This is a genomic window from Novosphingobium sediminis, from assembly GCF_007991615.1.
GTDB classification, from domain to species: Bacteria; Pseudomonadota; Alphaproteobacteria; order Sphingomonadales; family Sphingomonadaceae; genus Novosphingobium; species Novosphingobium sediminis.
In genome coordinates this window covers 167,524-185,243 of sequence record NZ_BJYR01000012.1, presented here as the reverse complement: position 1 = coordinate 185,243, position 17,720 = coordinate 167,524, and the positions used below count along the sequence as shown (strand labels likewise).

General features: G+C 66.3%; 16 protein-coding genes. 8 read left to right on the top strand and 8 right to left on the bottom strand.

Translation table 11 applies throughout. From position 1 onward, the window contains the following. Window positions 1-37: 37 nt before the first annotated feature. The 3 genes from NSE01_RS09300 to NSE01_RS09290 form a co-directional block, all read right to left on the bottom strand. Entirely contained in the window at window positions 38-820 is a 783-nt protein-coding gene (locus NSE01_RS09300) for a tyrosine-protein phosphatase (RefSeq protein WP_147159311.1), read from the bottom strand. Window positions 821-861: 41 nt separating this feature from the next. After that, window positions 862-2,061 (bottom strand): M20 metallopeptidase family protein, encoded by a 1,200-nt coding sequence (locus NSE01_RS09295; RefSeq protein WP_147159310.1) that lies wholly within the window; start codon window positions 2,059-2,061, stop codon window positions 862-864. Between the two features lie 196 nt (window positions 2,062-2,257). Beyond that, on the bottom strand, window positions 2,258-2,458 hold the full coding sequence (locus tag NSE01_RS09290; RefSeq protein WP_147159309.1) for a hypothetical protein: 201 nt from the start codon (window positions 2,456-2,458) through the stop codon (window positions 2,258-2,260). Window positions 2,459-2,503: 45 nt separating this feature from the next. Here NSE01_RS09290 and NSE01_RS09285 point away from each other — a divergent pair, with 45 nt between their 5' ends. The 3 genes from NSE01_RS09285 to NSE01_RS09275 all read left to right on the top strand — a co-directional run bounded on the left by NSE01_RS09285 (window position 2,504) and on the right by NSE01_RS09275 (window position 5,054). After that, the gene (locus tag NSE01_RS09285) at window positions 2,504-2,752 is read left to right on the top strand and encodes a hypothetical protein (RefSeq protein ID WP_147159308.1); all 249 of its coding nucleotides are present in this window, start codon (window positions 2,504-2,506) and stop codon (window positions 2,750-2,752) included. 79 nt (window positions 2,753-2,831) lie between these two features. Beyond that, complete coding sequence (locus tag NSE01_RS09280) at window positions 2,832-4,082, top strand: acetyl-CoA C-acetyltransferase (RefSeq protein WP_147159307.1); 1,251 nt, start codon at window positions 2,832-2,834, stop codon at window positions 4,080-4,082. Window positions 4,083-4,262: 180 nt separating this feature from the next. Next, window positions 4,263-5,054, top strand: coding sequence for a dienelactone hydrolase family protein (locus tag NSE01_RS09275; protein ID WP_246135131.1), 792 nt, complete (start codon window positions 4,263-4,265; stop codon window positions 5,052-5,054). A gap of 9 nt (window positions 5,055-5,063) precedes the next feature. On the opposite strand, the gene NSE01_RS09270 is transcribed toward NSE01_RS09275, so the two are convergent. Next, complete coding sequence (locus tag NSE01_RS09270) at window positions 5,064-6,419, bottom strand: M28 family peptidase (protein WP_147159306.1); 1,356 nt, start codon at window positions 6,417-6,419, stop codon at window positions 5,064-5,066. Between the two features lie 173 nt (window positions 6,420-6,592). Between NSE01_RS09270 and ettA the strand changes: the two genes are divergently transcribed. Both ettA and NSE01_RS09260 read left to right on the top strand, forming a co-directional pair. After that, window positions 6,593-8,266: an energy-dependent translational throttle protein EttA gene (gene ettA / locus NSE01_RS09265; protein WP_147159305.1), complete on the top strand. Its 1,674-nt coding sequence runs from the start codon at window positions 6,593-6,595 to the stop codon at window positions 8,264-8,266. A gap of 143 nt (window positions 8,267-8,409) precedes the next feature. Continuing rightward, the gene (locus NSE01_RS09260; RefSeq protein ID WP_147159304.1) at window positions 8,410-9,477 is read left to right on the top strand and encodes an RcnB family protein; all 1,068 of its coding nucleotides are present in this window, start codon (window positions 8,410-8,412) and stop codon (window positions 9,475-9,477) included. Between the two features lie 39 nt (window positions 9,478-9,516). On the opposite strand, the gene NSE01_RS09255 is transcribed toward NSE01_RS09260, so the two are convergent. Genes NSE01_RS09255 through NSE01_RS09245 form a run of 3 tightly spaced genes read right to left on the bottom strand, consistent with a single transcriptional unit; the run spans window position 9,517 to window position 13,877 of the window. Next, window positions 9,517-9,756 (bottom strand): hypothetical protein, encoded by a 240-nt coding sequence (locus NSE01_RS09255; RefSeq protein ID WP_147159303.1) that lies wholly within the window; start codon window positions 9,754-9,756, stop codon window positions 9,517-9,519. After that, on the bottom strand, window positions 9,753-11,774 hold the full coding sequence (locus NSE01_RS09250; RefSeq protein ID WP_147159302.1) for a M28 family peptidase: 2,022 nt from the start codon (window positions 11,772-11,774) through the stop codon (window positions 9,753-9,755). The genes NSE01_RS09255 and NSE01_RS09250 overlap by 4 nt, the downstream gene beginning before the upstream one ends. 12 nt (window positions 11,775-11,786) lie before the next feature. Beyond that, window positions 11,787-13,877, bottom strand: coding sequence for a RelA/SpoT family protein (locus NSE01_RS09245; RefSeq protein ID WP_147159301.1), 2,091 nt, complete (start codon window positions 13,875-13,877; stop codon window positions 11,787-11,789). A gap of 114 nt (window positions 13,878-13,991) precedes the next feature. Here NSE01_RS09245 and NSE01_RS09240 point away from each other — a divergent pair, with 114 nt between their 5' ends. After that, window positions 13,992-15,197, top strand: coding sequence for a glycosyltransferase family 87 protein (locus NSE01_RS09240; protein ID WP_246135130.1), 1,206 nt, complete (start codon window positions 13,992-13,994; stop codon window positions 15,195-15,197). A gap of 9 nt (window positions 15,198-15,206) precedes the next feature. Here NSE01_RS09240 and hemF read toward each other — a convergent pair whose 3' ends face one another. Then, window positions 15,207-16,106 (bottom strand): oxygen-dependent coproporphyrinogen oxidase, encoded by a 900-nt coding sequence (gene hemF / locus NSE01_RS09235; protein ID WP_147159299.1) that lies wholly within the window; start codon window positions 16,104-16,106, stop codon window positions 15,207-15,209. Between the two features lie 45 nt (window positions 16,107-16,151). On the opposite strand from hemF, the gene pdeM reads away from it, so the two are divergent. Both pdeM and infC read left to right on the top strand, forming a co-directional pair. Further along, window positions 16,152-16,862 (top strand): ligase-associated DNA damage response endonuclease PdeM, encoded by a 711-nt coding sequence (gene pdeM, locus NSE01_RS09230; RefSeq protein ID WP_147159298.1) that lies wholly within the window; start codon window positions 16,152-16,154, stop codon window positions 16,860-16,862. A gap of 128 nt (window positions 16,863-16,990) precedes the next feature. Continuing rightward, window positions 16,991-17,512 carry a translation initiation factor IF-3 gene (gene infC / locus NSE01_RS09225; protein ID WP_147159297.1) on the top strand — a complete coding sequence of 174 codons (522 nt, stop codon included), beginning with the start codon at window positions 16,991-16,993 and terminating at the stop codon, window positions 17,510-17,512. Window positions 17,513-17,720 lie beyond the last annotated feature (208 nt).

Sequence of the window (17,720 nt, the reverse complement as noted above, 5' to 3'; positions counted from 1 at the left end):
CGTCGAAGCACCAGCCAAAACGGCTGGGCCATCTCGGTCACACGACCAGCCGTTCCTCCAGCCGCGCCACCAGCGCCGCGTCAGCGCCAAGCACCGCCTCGGCATAGGCCTCGAACCTCCCGTGTTCGCGCTCCATCGCGGCAAACGCGCTGTCCAGAAACTCCGGCTGGACCGACATGATCGTCCGCAGCGCATCGTCGGTCATCTTAGGACCGAAGCTCGCGCGCACATTGGTCGCGGCTGCGGCGATACGCGCCTCGGAATTGCCCGCGGTGTTGGTCAGAAGGTAGTCCGCCATCACGTCGTCGGCATGCACGCCGAGCAACCGATGCACGATCGCCGCGCCCACGCCGGTGCGGTCCTTGCCCGCAAAGCAGTGCAGCAGGCTCGGCCCATGGTCCGCGGCCAGCGTCTGCAGATAGAGCTTGAACGTGCCCACCAGCACCGGACGGAACGGCAGCTTGTCGTAGAGCTTGACCATCGCATATCGCGCATCGTCCGCCGTGCGCACGCCCGCCGCTGCCTCGTCGTGCACGGCTTTCCCGTGGTCCCCCGCCGTCTCGCCGGGGTGAAACACCACCTGCCCGGCCCACTCCTCGTGGCGCAGGCAGGGAAACTGCGCGCGTTCGCTATCGCCGCGCAGGTCGATCACCCGCGCGATGCCAATGCGGTGCACTGCTTCGAGATCGTCCGGAGTCGCATCGAAATGATGCCCCGAACGCCACAGGTGCCCAGTGCGCAGCGTGCCGCCGCGCGCGCGGTAGCCGCCATAGTCGCGAAAGTTGTGAATGCCGGAGAGCGGCAGAACGCGGTTTTCCATGGCCGGGGTCTTTGTCAGATCAGCTGCGCCAACGCCACACCTCAAGCAAACCCTTCGCTCAGAAACCGCTCCGCGCATCCCGCCAGCATCGCGCTGCCCAGCGGCATCACGCTTTCGTCCAGCATCATCCGCGTCGAGTGGATCGAACAGCAGCTCTTCCAGTCGGCCCCCTGCGGCGCGACGCCAAGGAAGAACATCGCCCCCGGCGTCTGCTCCAGCACATAGGAGAAATCCTCCGCGCCCATGATCGGATGCGCCAGCCGGTGGAAACAGCCCTCGCCGCCGATCTCCTCCGCCACGGCCGCGCCCAGATCGACCGCGCGGGCATCGCAGATCGTCACCGGGAAGCCGGGAATGATCGCGGTCGTCGCCGTCATCCCGTGCGCCGCCGCGATATGGCTGACCAGCGTGGGCAGCGCCTCGTGCAGCTTGGCCCGCGCCCCGGGCGAAAGCGTGCGCAAGGTGCCGAGCAGGTGCGCGCTATCGGGAATCACGTTGTAGGCCGTCCCCGCCTCGATCTTCGAGACCGTCGCCACCACCGGATCGGCGACCGAGAACTTGCGCGTCACCATCGCCTGAATTGCGCTGACGATCTCGCAGGCGACCGGGATCGGATCCAGCGTGTCATGCGGCATCGAGGCATGGCCGCCATCGCCCTTCACCGTGATCTCGAAGCGGTCAGCCGAAGCCAGCAGCGGCCCGGCGCGACCCGCGATCATCCCGTGCGGGCTGTTGGGCATGATGTGCAGCGCAAAGGCCGCATCCGCCTTGGGTTCGAGCAGCCCGTCATCGATCATGAACCGCGCGCCGTGGTGCCCTTCCTCGCCCGGCTGGAACATGAACTGCACTTCGCCTGCAAGGTGCTCGCGCCGCGCACACAGCAGCTCTGCCGCGCCCGCCAGCATCGCGGTGTGGGCATCATGCCCGCAGGCATGCATCCGCCCCGCAAACTGCGAGGCAAACTCCAGCCCGGTCTCCTCGGGCATCTCCAGCGCGTCCATATCGCCCCGCAGCAGCACCCGCCGGCCGTTCCCTCCGCCGCACTTCAGCGTCGCGACCAGCCCCGTCGTCGAAGGCCCTTCCCGCCATGTCAGCGGCAGATGCGCCAGCGCCGCCTTCACCTTGTCGCGTGTCAGCGGCGTATGCAGCCCCAGCTCCGGCTCGGCATGGATCGCCCGCCGCAGCGCGGTAATCTGCGGCTCAAGGCTTCGCGCCTGTTCCAGAAGGTCGGGATGCAGCATCGGGGGCTCCTTCGGCGTCAATCAGAACCTTGCGCCATTGCCCACCCCCACCCCCTCCCGCATGCGGGAGGGGAGCGAGACTTGCCGAGCGCAGCGAGGCTAGTCGCAGCGGGGTGGGCCGGGTCAGCGCAAAGTCAGCGTCTAAGTGCACCATAAGCCGCGCTCAGCGCCGCTGTCGAGTGACCCGGCAGGGCGCCTACTTCGCTTGCGCGATCATTTCAGCGCAAGCCGCATCCCGCTCGCCCGCTGGCAGCGTGACCAGCCACACCCGCGCCTCCCGAAAGGTCAGGAATTCCCGCCCACCCGCCAGAATCGGCACCGTCCGCCCGTTATAGATCCGCCTGAGCGCCCGGCGCTGCGCCCGGCTGAGGGCAGGATCGTCTTCCGCTATGTCCATCTCTGGTCCTATAGGCGCATCGCCCGCCAGCGCGAAAGGACACCCATGACAGATTCATCGCAGCAGCATCTCGCCGACCACTTCGCGCACTGCATCCAGGTGTTTGGCGGCACGACAGCCGCCTCGCGCCGCCTCGGCATTGATGAACGGGCGATCCGCCGCTTCATCAATCAGGAACGGCCGCTGAGCGCGCGCCTGCTGAGCGACACCGCAGAGGCCCTGCGCATTCTGGCCGAAGAAGCCGCTGCCGCCTCAACCGAGGCAGCAGCCATGGCCCGCTCCGCCGGAGCCTGAAGCCGAACCGTACTGATCCCCCTTGCACATCGGCCAGCCCCGGTTTAATCGCTCGATTAACGTATCTGGGAGAGTCACAATGGCTGAAGCCTATATCATTGACGCCGTCCGCACCCCCCGCGGGGTTGGCAAGCCCGGCAAGGGCGCGCTGTCGCACCTGCATCCGCAGCATCTCGCCGCCACGGTGATGAAGGCGATCGCCGAGCGCAACAATCTCGACACCGGCACGGTGGACGACATCATCTGGTCGACCTCGTCGCAGGTCGACAAGCAGGGCGGCGACCTCGGCCGCATGGCTGCGCTGGCCGCCGGCTTCAACATCAGCGCCAGCGGCACCACGCTTGATCGGTTCTGCGGCGGCGGCATCACCGCTGTGAACCTTGCAGCGGCCACCGTTATGTCGGGCATGGAAGATTGCGTGATCGCCGGCGGCACCGAAATGATGAGCTTCACCGCAGCGCACGCGGCAGCGCAGGCCAACGCCGGCTTCGCGCCGCGCCTGATGGGCTCGGGCAACACGGCGCTCGACGAAATCCACCCGCAATCGCACCAGGGCATCTGCGGCGATGCCATCGCCACCATCGAAGGCATCAGCCGTGAAGCGCTCGATGCGCTCGCCCTCGTCAGCCAGCAGCGCGCCGACCGTGCGATCAAGGAAGGCCGCTTCAACAAGTCGGTCGTCCCCGTCCACAACGAAGACGGCACCGTCGCTCTGGACCGCGAGGAATTCCCCCGCCCCGAAACCACCGCGGAAGGCCTAGCCAGCCTCAAGCCCGCGTTCGCCGGGATGATGGACTTTGATCTCGGCGGCGGCGTCACCTTCCGCAAGCAGATCAACCGCCGCTATCCGGATGTGGACATCAAGCCCGTCCACCACGCCGGCAACTCGTCGGGCGTTGTCGATGGCGCCGCCGCGCTCCTCATCACCTCGCCCGCCTATGCCGAAAAGCATGGCCTCAAGCCGCGCGCGCGCATCGTCGCCTATGCCAACCAGGGCGATGATCCCACGCTGATGCTCAACGCCCCCGTCCCTGCCGCCAAGAAGGTTCTCGCCAAGGCCGGCCTCACCAAGGACGATATCGACGTCTGGGAAATCAACGAGGCTTTCGCTGTCGTTGCCGAGAAGTTCATCCGCGATCTCGAACTCGACCGCGAGAAGGTGAACATCAACGGCGGCGCCATGGCGCTCGGCCACCCGATCGGCGCGACCGGCTCGATCCTCATCGGCACCGCGCTCGATGAACTCGAACGCTCGGGCGGTCGCTACGGCCTCGTCACGATGTGCGCTGCGGGCGGCATGGCCCCTGCGATCATCATCGAACGCATCTGATCCGGATCCTCAATACCTATCTGCTCCCCTCCCCTGTGGGGAGGGGTTGGGGGAGGGGGTTCGGCATTTCCTGAAAGCTCCAGTCACCCCCACCCAACCTCCCCCGACCGGGGGAGGAGCAAACAGGTTCAGCGGGACACCAGTTGGCTCGAACTGCGCAGGCAGGAGAGGGGAGAGCGCGTGAAGAATCCCGAAGCCTTCGCGGGCTACGAAGCGTTCGATTTCACTGACGGCCCCTACACCCGCCGCGTCTGGCGCAAGGGTTCCGGCCCCGCCGTCATCATCATGCACGAAATCCCCAACCTCCACCCGCAGGTGCTGCGCTTTGCAGACCGCGTCGCGGCGCAGGGGATGACGGTCTATTGCCCCAGCCTGTTCGGCGAGGATGGGCGCGTGCCCTCGCAGGCCTATGCCATGGGCCAGCTTGCCTGGACCATCTGCGTCCGCCGCGAATTCAACGTCTGGGCGAATGGCAAATCGAGCCGCATCGTCGACTGGCTGCGCGCGCTCGCCCGCAAGGCCCACTCCGATTGCGGCGGGCGCGGAGTCGGCGCGGTTGGCATGTGCCTCACCGGCGGCTTTGCCCTTGCCATGATGACCGAGCCCGCCGTCGTCGCGCCGGTCCTCTCGCAGCCCTCGCTCCCGTTGGGCGGCAAGGGCGCTGCGATGATCGATTCCAGCGCAGAAGAAATCGCCTGCGCCAAGCGCCGCTTCGAGGAGGAAGACCTCTCGATGATGGCGCTGCGTTTCACGAGCGACAAGCTTGTGCCCGATGCGCGCTTCGCCATGCTCCGGGAAACCTTCGGGGATCGATGCCAGACCATCGACCTCACCGACGCCGACGCCAACCCCGATGCCCCCATCGCGCCGCATTCGGTGCTGACATGGCACCTGATCGACGAGCCCGGCAGCGCCACCAAGCAGGTCGAGCAGGACGTCATCGCGTTCTTCAAGCAGCGCACGGCTGGCTGAGCGCCAGCCTCACTCCACCGGCGCGATATCCTCCGCCGCATTCGCCACCACGCCGAGCACCGCCGCCCACGCATCGACATTCTGCGTCAGCGCCGCGCGGTCGATCTTGTCGAGCGTGTCGTCCGGCGTGTGGTGGATGTCGAAGTAGTGCGTCATGTCCTGCGTCAGGTCGATCGCCGCCAGCTTCTGCGCCGTGATGACCCAGCCGACGTCCGCCCCGCCTTCAACCTCGCCCTTGCCGCGCACGATCCCGAGCGGCGCCAGCGCGGCGGCCACGCGGTCCCCCAATGCGGCGTTGGCCGGCGCAAACTTCATTTCCACGCGCCAGATGCGGTCCGCGCCCGAATCGCTTTCCATGGCGAGCGCATGCCGTTCCGGGTGCGCCTTGGCATAAGCCGCGCCGCCCGCCGCGCCGATCTCTTCCGCGCCCGCCAGCAGCACGCGGATCGTACGCAAGGTCTGCCCGCCATTCTGAGCCTTCAGCGCGGCAGCGGTCACAATCGCGCAGCCCGCGCCATCATCGAGCGCGCCGGTGCCAAGATCCCAGCTATCGAGATGGCAACCCACAAGGATCGGCGGCAGCGCCGGATTGCGCCCCGGCAACTCGCCGATCACGTTGCCCGTCGGCAAGCTCTCCGCCGTCCGCCCCGTCAGCGTGAGCGCAATCCGCAGCGCGCGGCCCTTGCCGATCAGGCGCACGAGCATGTCGGCATCGGGGTTCGACATCGCCGCCGCCGGGATCGGCGCCACGCCTGCCGGGAAATTGGTGACGCCGGTATGCGGATTGCGGTGGCTGTCCGTGCCGATGGAGCGGATCACGATGGCCGCCGCGCCCTTGGTCGAAGCAACGGCCGGCCCTTCCCGCCGCGCCTGACCATATGGCCCATAGCCGCTGCCATCCTGCGCTGCCTTCATCGCGTGATCAAGGAACACGATCTTGCCCGCGAGCGAACTCGCCGGAGCCGCCTTCAGCGCATCGAACGAGGCAAAGTAGACCACATCGGCTTCCACGCCCGCATCCGGCGTCGTACCGCTGAAGCCCAGCGCCGTCACCGCCAGCTTCTGCGGCACCGGCGCGATCAGCCGGGCAGTATCAGTCCCGCGCACATAGGCGCGCGTGGTGGCAGGCTCGATCGCCACGTTCCGGAACCCCAGCGCCTTGAGCTTGTCCGCCGCCCAGGCCCGCCCGCGCGCTTCCGCCTCGCTTCCGGCCAGCCGCTGGCCGACTTCGCTGGTGAGCCCGGCGATGAATTCCCACGCCGTATCGTCCGAAGCTGGCGAAACAGGCGGAGCCGCCATCGCAGCGCCGGGAAACAGCGTCGGAACAATCAGGGCCGCGAGCGCCAGCTTGCGTGAAATCGTCATAGTCTCGCACTCCTGAAAAGGCCGGGTCCGGCCCGAAAGGACCACCGCCTAACGGAAAGCGCGCGCGATTTCGATAGCCTTCGCCGCAGGGCCCCTCGCCCCCGCTTGCCCGCTGCGCCGCGCCCCTGTAGAGCGCGCCGCAACTCCATTATTTTCGAGATCAAGGACCACCGATGGCCGCCCAGTACGCCTACGTCATGAAGAACATGACCAAGACCTTCCCCGGCGCCCCCAAGCCGGTGCTGAGCAATATCAGCCTGCAGTTCTATCAGGGCGCCAAGATCGGCATCGTCGGCCCCAACGGCGCGGGCAAGTCCACGCTGATCAAGATCATGGCCGGCATCGACAAGGACTTTACTGGCGAGGCATGGCCGGGTGAGAACATCACGGTCGGCTATCTCGAGCAGGAGCCCCAGCTCGATACCACCAAGACCGTGCTCGAAAACGTCAAGGACGGCGCCCGCGCGACCGCTGACATGGTCGAGAGGTTCAACCAGATCGGCATGGAGATGGCCGAGGAAGACGCCGATTTCGATGCGCTCGGCGCTGAAATGGCCGAACTTCAGGACAAGATCGACGCCGTCGATGGCTGGACGCTCGACAACCAGCTCCAGATCGCGATGGAAGCGCTGCGCTGCCCCCCGGGCGATTGGCCCGTCACCAACCTCTCGGGCGGTGAAAAGCGCCGCATCGCGCTCACCCGCCTGCTGATCCAGAAGCCCTCGATCCTGCTGCTCGACGAACCGACCAACCACCTCGACGCCGAAAGCGTCAACTGGCTGGAAAACCACCTCAAGGACTATGCCGGCGCGGTGCTGATGATCACCCACGACCGCTACTTCCTCGATAACGTCGTCGGGTGGATCCTCGAACTCGATCGCGGCAAGTACTTCCCCTACGAAGGCAACTACTCGACCTACCTCGAAGCCAAGGCCAAGCGGCTCGAACAGGAAGAGCGCGAAGACACCAGCAAGCAGAAGGCGATCAAGGACGAACTCGAGTGGATTCGCGCCGGCACCAAGGGCCGCCAGACCAAGAGCAAGGCCCGCATCAAGGCGTTCGATCAGCTGGTTGAATCGACCGAGAGCCGCGTGATCAACAAGGCGCAGATCGTCATTCAGGTCCCCGAACGCCTCGGCGGCAAGGTGATCGAGGCCAAGAATATCTCCAAGGCCTATGGCGACAAGCTCCTGTTCGAAAACCTCTCGTTCCTGCTTCCCCCCGGCGGCATCGTCGGCGTGATCGGGCCGAACGGCGCGGGCAAGTCCACGCTGTTCAAGCTTATCACGGGCCAGGAAAAGCCCGACGAAGGCACGATCGAAATCGGCCAGACGGTGCGCCTCGGCTATGTCGACCAGAGCCGCGATCACCTCGATCCCAAGAAGAACGTCTGGGAGGAAATCTCCGACGGGCTCGATTACATGAAGGTCAACAAGCAGGATATGAGCACGCGCGCTTATGTCGGCGCGTTCAACTTCAAGGGTCAGGACCAGCAGAAGAACGTCGGCAAGCTCTCCGGTGGTGAACGCAACCGCGTCCACATCGCCAAGATGCTCAAGCAGGGCGGCAACGTCCTCCTGCTCGACGAACCGACCAACGACCTTGACGTCGAAACCCTGCGTGCGCTCGAAGAAGCCATCGAAAACTTCGCCGGCTGCGCCGTGGTCATCAGCCACGACCGCTTCTTCCTCGATCGCCTCGCCACACACATCCTCGCGTTCGAGGGCAACAGCCACGTCGAATGGTTCGAAGGCAACTTCGAAGCCTATGAGGAAGACAAGCGCCGCCGTCTGGGCGACGCGGCAGACCGCCCGACGCGCCTCGCCTACAAGAAGCTGACGCGTTGACCTATCGTTCGTTCATGTTTCATCGCGCAAACATGAACGAACGAATGAGTTACGGTTCAGCGATACGACAGCACGGCTCCTATAGTCCGGTTGCAGGAGAGGCCCCGAGCGAGTCGCGGCCAACCACAACCGGAGCCGGGACCATGGCCGCCAAGTCCGTTTTGAAGAACAGCGCTTCAGCCCTTCTTGCCCTCGCGCTGGGTAGCGCGGTGCTTTTGCCCAGCGCCGCCTTTGCGCAGGAACGTCAGGACCGCGGCGAGCGCGGGGCCGGCCGGATGGAGCGCATGGAGCGCGCCGCACCGGCGCAAGCCCCGCAGCGGCAGCCGAGTTGGTCGGGCCGCCCCACCTTCTCCCAAGGCAGTTCATCGCCCCAGCCGCCGCAGCGCGAAGGCGGCGGGCAGAGCCGTCCCGCATGGCAGGGCGGCGGTGACCGCGAACGCGGTGATCGCGGCAATGGCGCCTATCCCACCGGCCAGCCCACGTTCGGCCGACCCGGCTGGGCCAACAATGGCGCGCCCCAAACGCCGCAAGCTGCGCAGGGCAGCACGCCCGCGTGGCAGGGCCGCAATCCGACCTATGTCGATCCCGCCCGCAACCGCGACGGCAATCGTCCGGCGGAAGGCCGCGGGGGCCAGACGGCGAACCAGCAGGGTCAGAGCCGCTGGTATCACAACGACAACGGTTCGTGGCGCAACGATCCGAACCGCGCATGGGCCGGCAATGGCGATCGCCGCGATGGAGACCGTAACCGGGACCGCGACCGCGACCGCCGCGATTGGCAGCAGAACCGCGGCAATGGCTGGGGCTCCAACAACGGCTGGCGCGACAATGACAATCGCTGGCGCGGCAACAACGGCTGGCGCGGGAACGCGTGGGGCTACAACAACAACGGCTGGCGTTCGTGGGACCGCGACGGCTGGCGGCGTGACAACCGCTACAACTGGTCCGGCTGGCGCAACCGTCACCGCGATGTGTTCAGCCTCGGCTTCTATTCCGCGCCGTGGCGGGGCTATTCCTACAGTCGCTTCAGCATCGGCGTGGTCATCGGCGCCCCGTTCTATGCCGAGCAATACTGGATCGCCGATCCGTGGGCCTATCGCCTGCCGCCGGCCTGGGGCCCGTACCGCTGGGTACGCTACTATGACGACGCGCTGCTGGTCGATATCTACACCGGCGAAGTCGTCGACGCGATCTACGACATCTTTTATTGAACGGCGTCGCGCCCGTCTGCTCCGGCAGGCGGGCGCTGCCTATTCCGGCGCGTTCGCTGCGTAGGGATTGATCCCCGCCGCGATCAGCCGCTGCTGCAAGGCAAACAACACTTCCACCGCGCCTTCCGGCCCGCTCATGGCCAGCGCCGCTTCCTCAGCGGAAATCCCATCCTCGCGCATCGCGATCTGGTGCGCCCCCGCGTCATAGCGGATGAACCACGCGCTGCCGTCGCGCAGCACCGCCACGCCATCGAGATCGCAAACCACTTCGCGCGTCACGGTGCCTTCCCGAACACCGGCGTCACGACATAGCCCTCCGGCGGCACCGGATCGATCACTGCTTCGGGGAGGCCGCCTTCCCATGTCATGCCGCCGGGCCGCCAGAACGCGTTCGCCGCGTATTCGTTGCCCGAAGGAATGCGGTAGTTCTGCGGCGCGGGAATATCGACGCGCACCGGCGCATCCCCGAGATACCCCGCATCAAGCCCCAGCAGCGCCTCAAGCTTGCGCGGATCGCCGCCCGCCTGCGCGATGGCGGCATCTGCCACGCTCGGCGGCAGCACCCATGTCTCGGTAAAGCCGATCTTACCCGCCGGAGCCTTGGGCTGGATGCGCACGGCGCCCTTCGCAAAGAGCGCGGCATGCGCGGCCTGATACGCCTCGGTCAGATAGGTCGCCGCCGCCGGGCGCTGGCCCTTGGGCGTCTCCAGCACGGCCAGTTCGCATTTGCCCGGCTGATACTGCGGCTCGAGATCGGTGAAGCGCACCGCCCCAGCACGGTGCGGCGCAAGCCCCCAGTTCCATGTGATCCGCCCGGGCGCATCCGCCGCCGCCTCGGTCAGCGCGGTGAAGAAGCCATTGAAATCGCTTGCCGCCTGCCAGTCGATCGGGGTCGAAAGATCATCTGCCGGATGGTGATAACGCCGCTCATACCAATCGCGGTACTTCGCGCGCGAGGCATCGTCATAGGTCGCGAAAACGAAGCTCGTGCCCGGCACGCAGGCCTGCATCAGCGGCCAGTTGTCCGATCGGCGCAGCAGGTCGCGCTCAGGCTCGGGGTCTTCCTGCACCGCGATGCCGCGCGCCTTCGCCACCTGCAGAACGAGATCGCCAAGCGAACTTTCCTTGAGGCCATGCACCGACAAAAGCTTCAGCGGATAAAGCGGGCGCACCTGATCGAGGTTGATCACCGCCGCAATCCGGCTCAGCGGCACGGTCGGGTGCTTCACAAACCAGCGCGAACCCCACAGCCCCTTCTCCTCGCCGGTGAACACCGCCAAGATCACCGGCCGCTTCAGCCCCTTGCCCCGGTGCATCGCGGCAAACCGCGCGAGCAGCGCAACATAGGCCGCATCGTCCAGCGTACCGTTGTAGATCCGGTCGCCCTTCACCGGCTCGCCGCGGCCATAGCCATCGAGGTGCGCGGCAATGACAATCGCCTGATCCGCCAGCGCCGGATCGGTGCCCGGCAGCAAGCCCAGCACATTGGCAGAGCGGGTGACACGGCGGTTTACCGTCAGCACGCCCGTTGCCTTGCCCAGTTCCACGCGCGGCAGGTCAGCACCCGCAGCCCCGGCCTTGAGGATCGCATCGGCCTGTCCCGTCAGCCGGGCAAGGCTGTCCGGATTGAGCACACCTTGCAGCCACGGGGCGCCGCCGCGCGCGACCGCAACCTCCTCCAGAGGCGTCACGCTGCGCGAATAGGCAAACGGCCACCGGATTGGCTCGCCCGGCAGGCCCGGTGCGGCAATCAGCAGCATCCCCGCCGCGCCCGCATCCTGCAGCGCCTTCAAGCGGTCAAAACCCTTGAGGCGCGCCGGCGCTGGGCGGCCATAGCAGACCACCAGCTGCCCCTTCACATCGGCAATTTCGGCCTGCGAGCAATAGCCGCGAAACGTCGCCGCCGCCGTCAGCGACTTGGGCGTCGCCGCGGAAGGTGAAAGCTGCACCTCGCGGTTGAAGCGCAGGGCCTGCCCTCCCACCGTAAGCCGCGAGCGCGCCTCATCAAGCCGCAAATCCTCGAACGTGATCGTCTGGAACCAGCCGCCGCCGTCACCCGCCGCCTTCAGCCCCGCCTCGGCAAACCGCTTTGCAACAATCGCCGCCGCCCGGTCATAGCCCGGAGAGCCCGTATCCCGGCCCTCCATGGCATCAGAGGAAAGCTCCCGAGTCAGCGCCCACCACTGCCGCGTCGCGGCATCCTTGGGTCCTTCGTCCGCCTGCGCCGCCGTGCCCAGCAGCGCCAGCATTCCGGCGGCAGCGAAGGCCAACCGGTTCAGCCATCCCCCAAGCCGCATCGCCTTTTCCCCCTAAATCCGGTCCGCTTGCGCCACTGCGTCGCTCGCCCGCAGCGCGCTCACGATCCGCGTCAGATGCGCCAGATCGCGCACCTCCAGATCCACTTCATACGTGTGGAACGGGTTCTCGCGCTGGGTCATCTCCAGATTGACCACATTGGCGTGGTTCTTGGCGAACACACCCGCCATTTCGGCAAGCGTACCCGGCCGGTTGTAAAGCTCCGCCCTGATCCGCCCCACCGCGCCATCGGTGCGCGCGTCCCACGATAGATCGATCCAGTCCGCATCGACGCCGTTGGCGAGGCTCAGGCAATCGATGGCGTGGACTTCGACGCCCTTGCCCACGCGCCTCAGGCCAACGATGCGGTCCCCCGGCACCGGATGGCAGCAGTCCGCCAGCTTGAACGCCATCCCGGGCGTCAGACCCCGCACCGCGATCGCGCGCTTCTGGCTGGGCCAGCCCTCGCTCGCCGGGAGATTCGCCGCGCTGCCGGGCACGAGCGCTTCCATCACTTGCCGGTCGTCGATCTTGGCGCTGCCGATGGCGACCATCAGCTCTTCCTCGTTGCTGTATTTCAGCCGCTTGATCGCATCATTCAGCGCCTTCTTGCCGATCTTGCTCGGCAGGCGGTCGGCGATTTCCTCGTAGAGCTTGCGGCCGATCTCGGCGATTTCGGCGCGCTCCTTCTGGCGCACCGCACGGCGGATCGCGGCCCGCGCCTTGCCCGTGACGACAAATGCCAGCCATGAAAGCTGCGGCTCGCTGCTGCGGCTCTTGATGATCTCCACCACGTCGCCGTTGTTCAGCGAGGTGCGCAGCGGCACATGCCGCCCGTTGATCTTCGCGCCCACCGCTTGGCCGCCCAGATTGGTGTGCACAGCAAAGGCGAAGTCGATCGGCGTCGCGCCCTTGGGCAGCTGATAAAGCGCACCCTTGGGCGTGAAGGCGAAGATGCGGTCCTGATAGATCGCCATCTTCGTGTTCTCGAGCAGTTCGTCCGCGTCGTGGCTCGCCTCGAGGATCTCGACCAGATCGCGCACCCAGCCGACTTGCCCATCCGGCATCCCGCCCTGCTTGTAGGCCCAGTGCGCGGCAAGGCCGAACTCGTTGATCCGGTGCATCTCCTGCGTCTTGATCTGCACTTCCACGCGCATCGCGTTGTTGTAGATCAGCGAGGTGTGCAACGATCGGTAGCCGTTCATCTTCGGCGTCGAGATGTAATCCTTGAAGCGGCCCGGGATCATCTGCCAAGTCCGGTGCAGCAGGCCCAACGCGGTATAGCAATCAGCCTCGCTCTCGGTCAGCACGCGGAAAGCCATGATGTCGGTTATCTGCTCGAAGCTCACGTGGCGCTCGGCCATCTTGCGCCAGATCGAAAACGGATGCTTTTCGCGCCCCGAAACTTCCACCTTCAGCCCGGCTTCTGCCAGCGCCTGCTTGATCGAGAGCGCGATCGAGCCGACCTGCGCGCCCTCCTCGCTCTTGATCGAAGCCAGCCGCCCGGTGATCGTGGCATAGGCTTCCGGCTCCAGCTGCTCGAAGGCGAGCAGCTGCATCTCGCGCATGTATTCGTACATGCCCACGCGCTCGGCCAGCGGCGCGTAGATATCCATCGTCTCGCGCGCGATGCGGCGGCGCTTCTCCTCGCTCTTGATGTAGTGCAGCGTGCGCATGTTGTGCAGCCGGTCGGCCAGCTTCACCAGCAGCACACGGAGGTCTTCCGACATCGCGAGCAGGAACTTGCGCAGGTTCTCCGCCGCGCGCTCCGTGTCGCTCATCGTCTCGATCTTGGAGAGCTTGGTGACGCCATCGACCAGCCGCGCCACTTCGGGGCCGAACAGCCGCTCCACCTCGTCCACCGTGGCAAGCGTATCCTCCACCGTATCGTGGAGCAGCGCGGTGATGATCGTCTCCTGATCGAGCTTCAGCTCGGTCATCAGGCCGGCCACTTCGACCGGGTGCGAGAAGTACGGGTCGCCCGAGGCGCGCTTCTGCGAGCCGTGTTTCTGCACGGTATAGACATAGGCGCGGTTCAGCATCGCCTCGTCCGCATCGGGATCATAGGCGAGCACACGTTCGACAAGTTCGTACTGACGCAGCATTTCCGCCCTAGATGGCCCCGCTGCGGCGTTCCCGACAAGGGAAAATGCCGCCGATGCGCAAATCTTTCACGCCTGTGTTGCCATAGCGAGACCGCAGCGGCACGTATGGACCCGATGAGCGACCAAGACCTCAGCGCAAGGCTGAAAGCCAACCTGCGCACTCTCACCTGGCTCGATGCTGGCCGCGTGCGCGTCTACGCCGCGATGATCCTCGTCGCCTACATCCCGATGATGGTGAAGGTATTCCGCGAGGCGACCGGCACCGTGGGCAGCGATTTCCTCGCCTTCTGGGGCACAGGCCGCCTGCTGCTGAGCGGCCCCGCCCCGCGCGTCTACGATCTGGCGAGCGAACACGCGGCGCAGATGGCGGCGGGAACCGGCCAGATGGTCGCCTATGTCAATCCGCCGCCCTACCTGTTCCTGGCCGCGCCGCTCGGATTGATGCCCTATGCGCTGGCTTGGGTGGTCTGGGCGCTCTCCGGCTGGGCGATCTGGTTCCTCGTCGCGCGCCGCGCGCTGCCGAACATCGGAGCTGGGCAGGACTGGGCCGGCGCGCTCGTCGTCCTCGCGTTCCCCGGCGCCTATCTCGCCGCCAGCCACGCGCAGAACGGCTTCGTGACGGGCGCGCTGCTGATCGCCGCCGTGCTCACCCTGCGCCGTTCGCAGGCGCTATCCGGCGCGCTGTTCGGCCTGCTCATCATCAAGCCGCACCTCGCGCTGCTGGTTCCCTTCTGGCTCGCTGCCGGGCGCAAGTGGACGGCCATCGCCGCCGCTGCCGCCTCGGCCACCGCGCTCTGCCTCGCCTCGCTCGCCGTGTTCGGCCTCGATACCTGGCGCGCCTATCCGCAAAGCTTCGAAGTCAGCCAGATCCTGATGAACCAGCCGAGCGCAGAGTTCTTCCTGCGCATGTGCACGCCCTATGCGGCGCTGCGCGTCCTCTTCGGCGCGACGCTCGCGATGATCGGACAGGCCGTCATCACGCTCGTCACCGGCGTGCTCGCCTGCCTCTATTGGCGCCGCGCGCCCAGCGATGAAGCTGCGGGCGCAATGCTCCTCGCCGCCACCGCGCTCGCCTCGCCCTACCTGTTCAGCTACGACCTGCCGTTCCTCATCATGCCGATCGCTTTCCTGATCGGCATGAGCCGCCGCGAGGGCTGGCGGCCATGGGAAAAGACGCTGCTCGTCCTGATCTGGCTCTCGCCCCTCGCCACCCGCGCCGCTGCGCTGCCGCTGGGGCTGAACTTCATGCCGATCCCGGCTGCGATCCTCGTGGGCCTGGTCTGGACGACATGGGCACCGCAGAAGGTCGCAGCCGCCTGAACCCCGGCGCTATTCCCAGTTCGCCTCGGGCGGCAGGCTCATCAGGATCGCGTCGATGTTGCCGCCCGTTTTCAGGCCGAACAGCGTGCCCCGGTCGTAGACGAGGTTGAACTCGGCATAGCGCCCACGCCAGGTCAGCTGTTGCAGCTTGTCCTCGCGGGTGAAGTCCATCCCCATCCGCCGCCGCACCAGCGCCGGGTAGATATTCAGGAACGCCTCGCCCACGTCGCGCGTGAAGGCAAAGTTCGCCTCGAACGCCGCATCATCCGCGCACTCGAGGTGATCGTAGAAGATGCCGCCCACGCCGCGATGAACCTTGCGATGCGGGATGTAGAAGTAGTCGTCCGCCCAGGCCTTGAACTTGGGGTAGTAGGCCGGATCATGCTTGTCGCACGCCGCCTTGTAGCTGGCGTGGAAGTCCGCCGTATCCTCGGCATAGGGGATCGGCGGATTGAGATCGCCGCCGCCGCCGAACCATGCCTTGCGCGTCGTCAGGAAGCGGGTGTTCATGTGGACAGCTGGCACATGTGGGTTCGCCATGTGCGCCACAAGGCTGATACCCGTCGCGGTGAACGCCGGGTTTTCCGGGTCCGCGCCGTTCATCGTCTTGGCAAAGTCCGCGCTGAAGGTGCCGCCCACGGTGGAGACGTTGACGCCCACCTTCTCGAACACCTTGCCCTTCATCAGGCCCTGCACGCCGCCCCCGCCGTTCTCCACCGGCTCGCCGGCGTGCTCGCGGTTCCACGGCGTGTAGGTGAAGCTGGCGTCGCTGCCCGCCTCGCGCTCGATCGCCTCGAACTCCGCGCAGATCCGGTCCCGCAGGCTTTCGAACCATGTCCGGGCGCGGCCAGTTTCCGCGCTCCAATCTCCCTTGGCGACAGCCGTTCCGGCCTCTTGTGCAGTGCTCATGTGCCAAGTCTTGCCAAGCGAAACGCAATCCGGCAAGGCCTGTGCATGGTTCCCGTTTCGTTCGCCTCTTTTCCGTTCGCCGGGCAGGACTTCGCGCTCGCCCCCAGCCGCGCGCTCTACTGGGCGGAGGAACGCGCGCTGCTGGTCGCTGATCTCCATCTCGAAAAGGCGAGCTGGTACGCCTCTCGCGGCCAGATGCTGCCGCCCTACGACAGCCGCGAAACCCTTTCCCGAGTCGCCGACGCCTTGCGCGAAACCGGCGCGCGCCGCGTGTTCTGCCTTGGGGACAATTTCCATGACAGCCACGGACCGGACCGCCTCGAACCCCACGCCGCCGGAATGCTCGATGCCTTGATGCGCGCGGTCGACTGGGTCTGGATCACCGGGAATCACGATACCAAGGACACCAGCGTCAAGGCGCAAGGCGTGCCGGAACTCACCGTACGCGGCATCGCGCTGCGCCACGAAGCGCGCCCCGGCGCGACAGAACACGAGCTTTCCGGCCATTTCCACCCCAAGCTACGCGTCACCGCACGCGGCCGCAGTGTTGCCCGCCCCTGCGCCGTCGCCAGCGAGCGGCGCCTGATCCTCCCCGCCTTCGGTGCGCTGACGGGCGGGATGAACGCGGCCGACCCGGCCATCCTCGGCGCCCTCCAGCCCGCCCGCGCGATTGACGCACTGGTGCCGGCCGCCGGCAAACTCGCGCGTTTTCCCCTTTGGCGCGACGTTCCGGGGCGCGGGGCCCAAACACCTTAACCCCAATCCAACCTTCCCGCTTTATCTGCGCCCGCATTGTGATATGAGCGCGCGGGGGCTGGGCTCAGCAGCCTTCCCCCATTTTGGAAACATCAGGAGCAAGCACTATAGCCCCCCCACCCCGGCGCATGATGGCGCCCCCTGTGAAAACCGGCCCTCGCTACAACCAGCTCATCTCCGTGCCCAAGGTGCGCGTGATCGATGAGAACGGCGAAAATCTGGGCGTCATGTATACCCGCGAAGCGATCGAGCAGGCCAACGAGGTCGGGCTCGACCTTGTTGAGGTCTCCCCCAACGCTGATCCGCCGGTCTGCAAGTTCCTCGATGTGGGCAAGTTCCGCTACGAAGCGCAGAAGAAGGCCAACCTCGCCCGCAAGAGCCAGAAGACGCAGGAGATCAAGGAGATCAAGATGCGTCCGAACATCGATGACCACGATTACGACACCAAGATGCGTAACGTGATCAAGTTCATCGGCGAAGGCGACAAGGTCAAGATCACCCTCCGCTTCCGTGGCCGCGAACTCTCGCACCAGCAGATCGGCATGAACCTCCTGCGCAAGGTGCAGGACGACGTTGCCGAAATCGCCAAGGTCGAAGCCTTCCCCCGCATGGAAGGCCGCCAGATGCTGATGGTCATCGCGCCCAAGTAAGGCGCGGGGCTATCCAGACGAGCGCCCCCGCGAAGGCGGGGGCCTCGGCCGGCAAGGCACCATCCCGACACCAAAACGTTTTCCTACCCGGCCGTTCATCGCCTATGGCTTTGGCGGACCTGCGTGCTGCGCGGGCGGGGCAAAGGGTGGCGGAATGGAAGCGGCAAGTCCGGTTGGGGCATTAATCGAGTGGGGCGATAAAAACCGC

Excerpts from the sequence above, each read along its gene's own strand:
- NSE01_RS09300 (WP_147159311.1), bottom strand. The coding sequence starts at position 820 with ATGGAAAACCGCGTTCTGCCGCTCTCCGGCATTCACAACTTTCGCGAC.
- NSE01_RS09295 (WP_147159310.1), bottom strand. The coding sequence starts at position 2,061 with ATGCTGCATCCCGACCTTCTGGAACAGGCGCGAAGCCTTGAGCCGCAG.
- NSE01_RS09290 (WP_147159309.1), bottom strand. The coding sequence starts at position 2,458 with ATGGACATAGCGGAAGACGATCCTGCCCTCAGCCGGGCGCAGCGCCGG.
- NSE01_RS09285 (WP_147159308.1), top strand. The coding sequence starts at position 2,504 with ATGACAGATTCATCGCAGCAGCATCTCGCCGACCACTTCGCGCACTGC.
- NSE01_RS09280 (WP_147159307.1), top strand. The coding sequence starts at position 2,832 with ATGGCTGAAGCCTATATCATTGACGCCGTCCGCACCCCCCGCGGGGTT.
- NSE01_RS09270 (WP_147159306.1), bottom strand. The coding sequence starts at position 6,419 with ATGACGATTTCACGCAAGCTGGCGCTCGCGGCCCTGATTGTTCCGACG.
- ettA (WP_147159305.1), top strand. The coding sequence starts at position 6,593 with ATGGCCGCCCAGTACGCCTACGTCATGAAGAACATGACCAAGACCTTC.
- NSE01_RS09260 (WP_147159304.1), top strand. The coding sequence starts at position 8,410 with ATGGCCGCCAAGTCCGTTTTGAAGAACAGCGCTTCAGCCCTTCTTGCC.
- NSE01_RS09250 (WP_147159302.1), bottom strand. The coding sequence starts at position 11,774 with ATGCGGCTTGGGGGATGGCTGAACCGGTTGGCCTTCGCTGCCGCCGGA.
- NSE01_RS09245 (WP_147159301.1), bottom strand. The coding sequence starts at position 13,877 with ATGCTGCGTCAGTACGAACTTGTCGAACGTGTGCTCGCCTATGATCCC.
- NSE01_RS09240 (WP_246135130.1), top strand. The coding sequence starts at position 13,992 with ATGAGCGACCAAGACCTCAGCGCAAGGCTGAAAGCCAACCTGCGCACT.
- hemF (WP_147159299.1), bottom strand. The coding sequence starts at position 16,106 with ATGAGCACTGCACAAGAGGCCGGAACGGCTGTCGCCAAGGGAGATTGG.
- pdeM (WP_147159298.1), top strand. The coding sequence starts at position 16,152 with ATGGTTCCCGTTTCGTTCGCCTCTTTTCCGTTCGCCGGGCAGGACTTC.
- infC (WP_147159297.1), top strand. The coding sequence starts at position 16,991 with ATGATGGCGCCCCCTGTGAAAACCGGCCCTCGCTACAACCAGCTCATC.